This window comes from Actinoplanes sp. NPDC051411 (assembly GCF_040682075.1).
Taxonomy (GTDB): domain Bacteria; phylum Actinomycetota; class Actinomycetes; order Mycobacteriales; family Micromonosporaceae; genus Actinoplanes.
Genome location: NZ_JBFBAD010000237.1, coordinates 1 through 8,207 on the forward strand (window position 1 = coordinate 1; position 8,207 = coordinate 8,207).

The 8,207-nt window shown below is 62.8% G+C and carries 8 protein-coding genes; 4 read left to right on the forward strand and 4 right to left on the reverse strand.

What is annotated here, in order from left to right:
* The first annotated feature begins 421 nt into the window (after window positions 1–421).
* A complete protein-coding gene (locus AB0M88_RS52170) occupies window positions 422–766 on the forward strand; it encodes a hypothetical protein (RefSeq protein WP_364115747.1) in 345 nt (114 codons plus the stop codon).
* 889 nt (window positions 767–1,655) lie between these two features.
* On the opposite strand, the gene AB0M88_RS52175 is transcribed toward AB0M88_RS52170, so the two are convergent.
* On the reverse strand, window positions 1,656–2,339 hold the full coding sequence (locus AB0M88_RS52175; protein WP_364115750.1) for a hypothetical protein: 684 nt from the start codon (window positions 2,337–2,339) through the stop codon (window positions 1,656–1,658).
* A 181-nt stretch (window positions 2,340–2,520) separates the two neighbouring features.
* Between AB0M88_RS52175 and AB0M88_RS52180 the strand changes: the two genes are divergently transcribed.
* Both AB0M88_RS52180 and AB0M88_RS52185 read left to right on the forward strand, forming a co-directional pair.
* Window positions 2,521–3,018 carry a hypothetical protein gene (locus AB0M88_RS52180; protein WP_364115753.1) on the forward strand — a complete coding sequence of 166 codons (498 nt, stop codon included), beginning with the start codon at window positions 2,521–2,523 and terminating at the stop codon, window positions 3,016–3,018.
* A gap of 60 nt (window positions 3,019–3,078) precedes the next feature.
* Complete coding sequence (locus AB0M88_RS52185; RefSeq protein WP_364115755.1) at window positions 3,079–3,300, forward strand: hypothetical protein; 222 nt, start codon at window positions 3,079–3,081, stop codon at window positions 3,298–3,300.
* A 113-nt stretch (window positions 3,301–3,413) separates the two neighbouring features.
* On the opposite strand, the gene AB0M88_RS52190 is transcribed toward AB0M88_RS52185, so the two are convergent.
* The gene (locus AB0M88_RS52190; RefSeq protein ID WP_364115758.1) at window positions 3,414–3,971 is read right to left on the reverse strand and encodes a hypothetical protein; all 558 of its coding nucleotides are present in this window, start codon (window positions 3,969–3,971) and stop codon (window positions 3,414–3,416) included.
* Between the two features lie 474 nt (window positions 3,972–4,445).
* Here AB0M88_RS52190 and AB0M88_RS52195 point away from each other — a divergent pair, with 474 nt between their 5' ends.
* On the forward strand, window positions 4,446–4,904 hold the full coding sequence (locus tag AB0M88_RS52195) for a hypothetical protein (protein ID WP_364115761.1): 459 nt from the start codon (window positions 4,446–4,448) through the stop codon (window positions 4,902–4,904).
* Between the two features lie 401 nt (window positions 4,905–5,305).
* On the opposite strand, the gene AB0M88_RS52200 is transcribed toward AB0M88_RS52195, so the two are convergent.
* Together AB0M88_RS52200 and AB0M88_RS52205 are read right to left on the reverse strand one after the other, a co-directional pair.
* Window positions 5,306–6,805 carry a hypothetical protein gene (locus AB0M88_RS52200; protein WP_364115764.1) on the reverse strand — a complete coding sequence of 500 codons (1,500 nt, stop codon included), beginning with the start codon at window positions 6,803–6,805 and terminating at the stop codon, window positions 5,306–5,308.
* A 333-nt stretch (window positions 6,806–7,138) separates the two neighbouring features.
* Window positions 7,139–7,768 (reverse strand): hypothetical protein, encoded by a 630-nt coding sequence (locus tag AB0M88_RS52205; RefSeq protein WP_364115767.1) that lies wholly within the window; start codon window positions 7,766–7,768, stop codon window positions 7,139–7,141.
* Window positions 7,769–8,207: the final 439 nt, after the last annotated feature.

Below are 8,207 nucleotides of genomic sequence, written 5' to 3' on the forward strand. Positions count from 1 at the left end.
CACGGCCGACTTTCCCACCGTAGAAGCCACGATTACCTCGTGGACCGCGAACCACGGCGGCGACTCCGTACGGAACGCATACTCACATGCCGCGATCCGCTCGTTACGGGGCGTGACGGTCGGTTTTGGGCGGCCGGGCAACGCTCGTACCGACAGGTAGATGGCATCATTGCTCACAGTCGTTCAGCTGGAGGCAGTTGACGGAGCACTCCAGCCGGTGAGATCGCGAAGTTGCCGGGCGGGAGGCGCTGGCCGCCGAGCGCGTCCTTCCAGACCACAACCTCGCCATTGAGCTCCGCATGCTCCGGAGAGACGGTTAAGATGATCCACATTCCGTCTGGCATAGATATCGAATCTCGCAGTCCAGACCGACCTCGAATAAAGTCGCCGCGTGGTATCACTCGCTCCCGACCCTGCCGTCGTGGTGACGACGCTCAAGTTATGGGAAGCCGTGCTGTGGGGCGGTCTGGGCGGCCTCATCGCCTCGTTAGTCAACCTCGTCCATCAGATCGTCCGCTCGGGCTACAGATGGCCCTGGGCACGGCGTAAGAACACCAAGGGCGCCTACGCCTTCGTGACCTTGGTCAGCGCCATCGTCGGAGCGGTCGTCGCTGGCGCAGCCTCCGCTCAGATGACTGGTCTGTGGCCGGCCTTCATCCTCGGTGCTACCGCTCCGTCCGTGGTACGCGGCATGCTTGGAAGCGGAGAAGTTGTAGAGAAGAAGCCGGGAGGCTCGGCCCAGACGGGCGGAGAGGCAGGTGGATGAGGATGCAGGATGATTCTTCCAGTTTCCGTAGTCGGCTGGCCGTCACATCAGGCGCCGACCTCAAGCCGTGGTGGCACATCGAGGCGTCGCCGTGGTGGACTACGGTGCTGTTGATCGCTGGAATGAAGCCGTCGTCAGCGCTCCCTGGCCCTGACTCCATGACAGTTACCCATGATCGTGCCGACGGGCTTCCCCCGCTTGGATTTACCGGGCCCCACGCCGAGGCGCGGCGAGCATTCGCCGACAATGCATTCCTGTCCACGCTGGGTCCGGATCTCCTGATGTCTCTCATCGAGCAGTCCTACGCCGTGGACCTTGAATCCGGAGCGCCGGTGCTGCTGCCCGTGCCGAATCATGCGATCGTGGTCGAGTCCGGGGTGATCGCCCTCCCGGACGGGACTGAGCTGCGGCGCGGGACACTGATCGGACCGGTCGGTCACGGATACCCTGGCGAAGTAGCACGGACCCGCACGATCGTCCGCCTCAGGGCTCTCCCAAACGCCTCAGTATTGGTGCCGCTAATCGCCAGATATGTCAAGGATCCAAGCCAAGACGGTTCCGACGTTGGCGAGCAGACTGAGAACCGACGGATGGCATCCCCTCCTGGGCCAGACACGCCGAAGCGGAAATCGCCGGTAAACCTCGTTCCAGGTCGTTCTCGCTAATGCCCTGACCAAGAACTGTCGGTCACCATGGTCCGAAGTATGGGGGATACGTCAGGTGACGGCATCCTCATTTGCCGCTGATCGAGCATCAAAGAGACAGCGTCCCGCGAATGCTGCACCATGCCGCAGGGCAGCGGTGCTGCCAGCCATATCGCGGCCGAGGGCGTAGCCGGCGCCCACCGTGCGACGCTCGTAGGTGCTGGCGGAGCCCTGGATCGGCTGGGTCAGCGTGCCGGGAGGGCCAATTCATGGGCGTGCCGTTGCGCCTCTTGTCCAACCGCACCCGTCCGCCATGCAGCCACGTATAGGCCCCACCACGCGGTCATCGCGTCCACGATGGTCTCGTTGAGCCGGAGTCGGGCACGGTCGGCCCGCTCGACTGATCCAAGATCGATTAGTAGAGCCGGATCCCGGGTGGCAATCGCGGAGGTCAGGTCTGTCCATAGCGACTGAGGAGAGTCCCCAGGCTGCGGGGTCTCGGCCAGCACATCGAGGAAGTAGAACCGGCCGCCATCCCCGAACATGTTGAGTGATTCGATCACCGCCGGCACGACCGGATTCTGCGCCACCGCCTTCTTGAGATCATCCAGCCAGCCACGAGCCGTGCCCGCGTGGAGGTCTAGCAGCAGCCGTGCCCTCTGGTCGGCGATTTTTACTTGATGACCGACCTCGTCGCGCATGTACTTTTTCCTCGGCCACGGATCACCCCTGTCTAGGGCTGCGAACCCGATCGTCAGCTTGAGCATCTTCTCGGAACCGAGGGCGAGCAGAGACATGACCACCACGGCGTCGGCGTAGTCGCTCCTGATGGCTCGGGCTGCCTCGAGTCCTCGGGAGAACAGGCTGGCCGCGTCATTGCACTCTCGGATCATCGCTGCCGCCCGGGCGATGTTCTGCTGTGTGGTCATGCGCTCGAGGTTACGCAGCATGTCTACCGATTTGAGGCTGTGCTCGCTCTTGCCGATGAGCGGATGTCGACGTGGCCGTTCAGCCGCTCTATTCCGCCAAATGCAGTGGCAATCTGCATCTAAGACCCTCGTTGTCGACCCAAACTCGAGGAAATGCTGCCTGCATAGCTAGGAGTTCACCATGGCGAGTTTCTTGGCGCTAGTGGGAGCCGTCGGAATCATCGGATCGCTCCTGTTCGCCGGGTGGCAGGCACGCGCCCTCGCTAAGCAGGTCAGCTTCCAAGCGACGATGAACGGCGTATCGACGCTTCACGGCGTCCTCAGCAGCTTGCACAACGTACAGGGGTACATCGCGGAGGACACATCGTTGGTGAGACATTTTGCGCCCGAGCGAATTAAAGACCCGGTCGTCGAGGCCGATCCGGCCAAGGTGGAAATGGTCGCCGCAATGTATGTCGATGTGCTGAATATCGGCCTGTATATGTTATCCGCTGTCCCGGCGGCAAGCGCCGAGAGTGCTTGGGAGCTTTATTGCCGAGACCTCCTCACGAGATCGCCGGCGCTGAAGGCCGAGGTGACCGGTAAGCCGTGGGGCTATCCGCGCCTCTCACGCCTGGCAGCCTCGCTCACCCCGACCAGTAATAAGGACGTAAGTCCGCCGCCGCAGCGCGAGGCCTGACGCCCTGCACTCATTTGCCGCAGATCGTGCGTGGTGGTTGGCGGGGATCCGTTACGTGCTGTGACGCGGGCCCACGTGACCGTGGTCGAGCGGGCGTCCGAGCTGCGGCCCGGTGGCCAGGCGGTGGGTGCGCGACGGGTGACCCGGAGGGTCATCGACCGGATGGGGCTCGACGCCGCGGTGCGGGCGGCACGCACCGAGAGCGTGGGTACGAACACGGTGGACACCGACGGGACCGTGCTGGAGACGTTCCGGGCCGACGATCATGGCAGGGACGGGTAAATCGCGGAGATCGAGATTCTGCGCGGGGATCTGGCACGGATGCCGTTGGAGGCCAACACGTCGCGATCCAGCCATGAACATGGTTGGGCTTCCTCTTGGCGCTTGTCTCGCGTCTATGACTCTAACCATCTTTGAGCGGCGTGAATCTGAACTCGAACGTCGTGCTCAGCCAACGTCGATGTCGCGATCCAGACTGTCGCTCGCACCGACAGACCGTCCGCACGTGCTGACACGGACGCCGCGCGCATCTCGATGTCGTCGAGCAGAGTGAGCCTCCAGTCACCGACTTCGAGTGCTTCACGACGTGGAGTGGGGCAGTTCCTCTCGCAGCATTCGGCGTGTACGGCCAGTCGTGCCAACTGGTCGAGGGTTCCGCGTGGCGTATCTACAAGGCGGCCATCAGGGAACTCGATGGGCTGACCTGCGGCCTCGCTCGAGCGAAAGGCCTTCTGCCACAAGGCCTTTAACAGGTCGTAACCGACATTGCCGATGACCCCACTTATCAGGGCTGAAACGGCAAACTCAGCTATTGTTCCCGGTGCGGTGATTTCTGATTGGCTGCTAGCGACGTCGTACCGGCCGGCGGATGGCCACTCGAAGCCTTCGTCTTCTGGTTGCGGACGTTCGGGACGGCGGTCATCGGCCGCCGCACCGAAATTCTCTGTCGCCATGGACCAAGCGTACGACTGCGCGCAAGGCTCGCCTGTGGAGTTGGTGCCTGTGAAGCGCCAGATAGGACGAAAGGCACCGCGCGGATCTGCCACCGTCCGCGCTTGCGGATGGCGGTAGTTTCTGCTCGTCGCGTGGAGCAACCTCGTCTTATTAGTACGTTGATCCGCCAAGCGCATTCAATGTTCCGCCAAGACAGGTCGATTCCATGTACTGCGAGAGAGCCACGGTCCGCCTCGTCACGGGTGCGGTTGGCGGCCAGATACGCGTTGGCGAAGCTGTCGGTCATCTGCTCTCCAGGGCTGGCGGACGTATCCGCCCGACGCACTGTTCTACCGCCGACCGCGCGCGGCGGCCGGTGGTGAGTTCCTACACGGCGTGACGCACGTCGTAAGCGGTCCGGCGACGCTCGTGCCGAGGGCAGTGCGTTGAGTCGCTCGGTCGTATCGTGTCACCGGGCGCGGGAGGGCAGTGCCGTGTTTCGGCTGGAACGAGGAGTGACGGGTTTCCGCTCTGGCAAGGATCCAGAGCTCCCGGAGGTCTCAGTCCGCAGGTTCCGAGGCGGTTGCTTCGAGGCCGCACGGGCTGCAGGTGGTGCCGTCGAAGAGGTCTTCGAGAGCACCTATCCGCGCAACTTCCACTCCGCCATCATCGTCGCGCCGAATGGCCGTTTCCCGATCCTGGGCAACACCATGTACCCATGGATAGCCTTCGTAGGAGCAAGCACCGATGACCTTGCGCCGAAGGCATTCGCGGACCCGCCGAGCTGGGCCGCCACGTTCGTCGAAGCCGGCTTCACCGTCATGAGTCGTCAGGTGCTTGACTCGCCCCTCGGCGCCGTGGACACCACTGCGTTGGGAAAGGCGGAGCGGCTGCAGATCGATTCGTGGCGACCGGGAAGCGTGGGTGAAGCGGTGTTCAACGCGTGGGATTGACCTCGTAAAGCCGACGCCCTCTCATGCCGCGGATAACGCGCGATCCGACCCCCACGTCGGGCTACCTGCGTCGATAGCGGCCGCCAGAAACCCGTTCCAGGTCGTCGTAGTTGCGGGCGTGATTGTCAGGTGCGTTGGCGCACATCCGGCTCACGACATGGGTTCGTATCGTGGACTCGGCGTGGGTGCTTCCACGCCGACGCAGCTCGTCTACGACGTCTTGAGGGCTGAACGAGCCGTCCGCACTTCGTGCCTCGATGCCGGGCAGAGCAGCAAGGATCTCGTCTCTCGCGGTCACGGTTCCCACCTTGGCCTCTGCGGGCGTCCCTGTCGTTCCGTCAAACGTGTTTCTTCTGCCGCCGACTGAGCGCGGCTACCGCTGAGGTCCCTGATGCCGATCGCTATCCGCTCCTCCCGTGGCTCAAGTGTCGGCGCACATCATGGGGATGAGCCAGCAGGACCAGCATGTGCAGGAAGACGAGCATCGCAAGATCCGGGGGTACTTCACCGTTATGTGCCGCGAGAAGCAGGTTCGTCTCCTGGACCGACCCCGCTTTCTTGGCGCCGTGTCCGTGGGTCGCGTTGCGTAGCAGCTTGACATAGCGGGCGGCCGCCCGCTCCGCAGTACCGAGTGCGGCCGCGTCGAGGAAGAAGCCCTTCTGCAGATCCTCTAAGGCGACGACGCCGCGCTCCGCGAGCGGGAGCAGAACTGCGGCGGCGGGGCTAGGTATCGATTGCTGCAGGCCGGCGAACAGCTTCTGGACATGTGTGAGCTCGCAGAGCGTGTCGATCGGCTTGCCGGTCATGCGCTCCAGCGTGTCCATGATCGTGAAGAAGAGCACCATTTGTGCCCGCACATCGCGATGGAGAGTAAGCATGCTCGCCACACGCGCGAACAGCTGCTCGGCGGTCATCAGCGCCTGGTGGTGCGCGGCCGGGTCGTATGTGTCTGAGGCGTCGGCGAACGCCACGGGATCGCTGAGGACGCCGAAGAATTCGTTCAGGCCGTTCGCCCACCACCGCACCGCGTCCCCGCACGAGGACGCCGCGAGCTGCGACTGCGACCAGGTGGTGGTGCCGCGGCCGAGATGCGGTAGCAGGTGCAGCATCTCGGCCGGTCCGCGGCGGGTTCCGGCGACGGTGGTCCCGAGGCTGAACAGGATTGCCCCGAACGATCGGTGGCCGGCGAAGCCCCAGACACCGGGCGTCAGCGAGCCGAGTAATGGTCCGATGTAGTCGTCGAGCAGGTACAGGCCTCGTAGCATGTCCTGGCCGCTCGCGAACGCGGGCTTGTGCTCGGTGAGAAGCTCGCTTAGATGGTGGGTCTGGCCCGAGCGCAGCTTTTCGTCGTAGCGCAGACGCAGGAGGACGGCGGGCAGTTTCGTACGGTGAAGCAGCATCGGATCGCGCTGCACAAGGTGAACACCAGCGTGCGCGAACGGGAGGACGGACGGGTCTCCTTCGAGCGTGATGCTGGTCAGCAGTCGGTAAGCGTGCTCGATATGGTCGGGCAGTTGGTCGTGCGGGACGACGCTTGCGATCAGTCTCAGGTGCTCGAACCGGTCGACGAGATCACCGGATGCGGCGGCCCGTCGGCCCAGCTCGTCGAGTTCCTTCGCGGTCGCAGGTTCTAGTACGCCGGACTCGAACCCGGTCCGCGCGGCCGCGGTAGCGAGATCGGCGAAGGCCGGCTTTCCCTGGCCTGGGCCGGCGATGGTCTGTTCGGTGACAAGACTCGGGCGTGTGCGGTGATAAGACTCGTCGGTGCGGATTCGGATGACCCCGTCGACGTCGCGGGCATGCAGCCCGGCGGCGGAGAAGTAGCCCCGGGATTTTCCGCCCCAGAACCACGGCGGGACCTCAATCGTCACGAACGTGCGCGGTGACGACTGCAGACTCATGACCGCAGGCTACGCGCGTACCGCAGGGTCGGGCATGTCCTTATTCTTGCGACCGTCGTGCTGTATAGCGTCGTGGTAGTAGGAGCCCGGGACCGTCGACCACCAAGCTCAAAGAAGGGCACGATTACTTCGAGGAGGCCGAGCGGTCGCCTGCAGCGGCGGCCGGCTTGAAATGATTGCGCGATCTGCGATCTGCGGTACCTCGGCGCCCCGCCGCAGACATCACAAGGGACACGTAGCACACCTTCACGACGTACAAGGACGACGGACAATCGGCCGCGGTGAGGACGCAAAGGCTTGTCCTCGGCAACTTACCATTGCGGGCAGTGGGCTCTATCCCTCATCCAGGCCTAGAAGTCGGTGGAGGTCACGTATGAATCGGTGTGCGCGCGCCGATAAGAATATCATCCCGCTCAGGTATCCAATCGACGCAGCGTCCCATGCGCTGAATAGTTGGCCGGAGGGATGGCGATGATAAAATCTAGCAACTATTGCAGCATACAGGCCGAGCGCTATTGTCGCCACAATATCGCCGTTCACGTAGCGAGCTACGAAGGCGTGTAGTTCGCTGGTAGAAAACATGCTACGTCGACAGTTCGCTCTTGTATTCAGAAATGCCGCTGCGCCTGCGACCGCCAGGGCAACGTTCCACCACCACCAGACCTTCGGCTTGTCCAGGTAGTAAATTGCGCCGATCTCACAGACCCCAAGCAAATACGGGATACATGCATCGACGAATCTGGGAGACCACCGATAGGCTGCAACAAAGTAGTAATATTCAAACGATATCGTAACGATCAGGCCGAAGGATGGTAGGGCGTATGGGAGTCTGCGCCAAACTGCATCCATGCCGTCTGTTGAGCCAGTCGTTACGCCCAAGAAGTTTCCGATTAGTAGCGCGAGAGCAACACCCTGAACGACACTTATTGTCGTCAGGTGGGTGTCGGGGAATATCTCGGACATGCGGGTCTTGAACTCTCGGCGATCGAGCTCTCGGTATACCGAAATAGAGTCCTCGCCTGCAGTGTCCTCAGTAAGCGCATCCGACAGGACTAGCGATGACCGTTGCTTAGGTCGTGTGGCTATATACGTTGCCACGGCGCAAGCCGCTGCTAGTCCGGCAATAGTAGACGCGGTGGCGGCCACGGTTCGTCCTCTGTCTCGCTGACGTGACATTGTCACAACGTAATCCGCGCCTGAGCCGGAAGCCATCCATCGATAGGGCTATACATGGCAGGCCTTTGTAGGAACTGCGCCCATAGGCCAATGCGGAGCATCGCGTTCCTTGAACAGAAGATCGGGTGACGTCCGGATCTGGCACCCCTCTCTGTCAAGTGTTGATCGTGAGTGGTGTTTTAGGCTGTGGTCTGGCGGGTCCGGGAAGTGACTTGTCCGAAGTGTC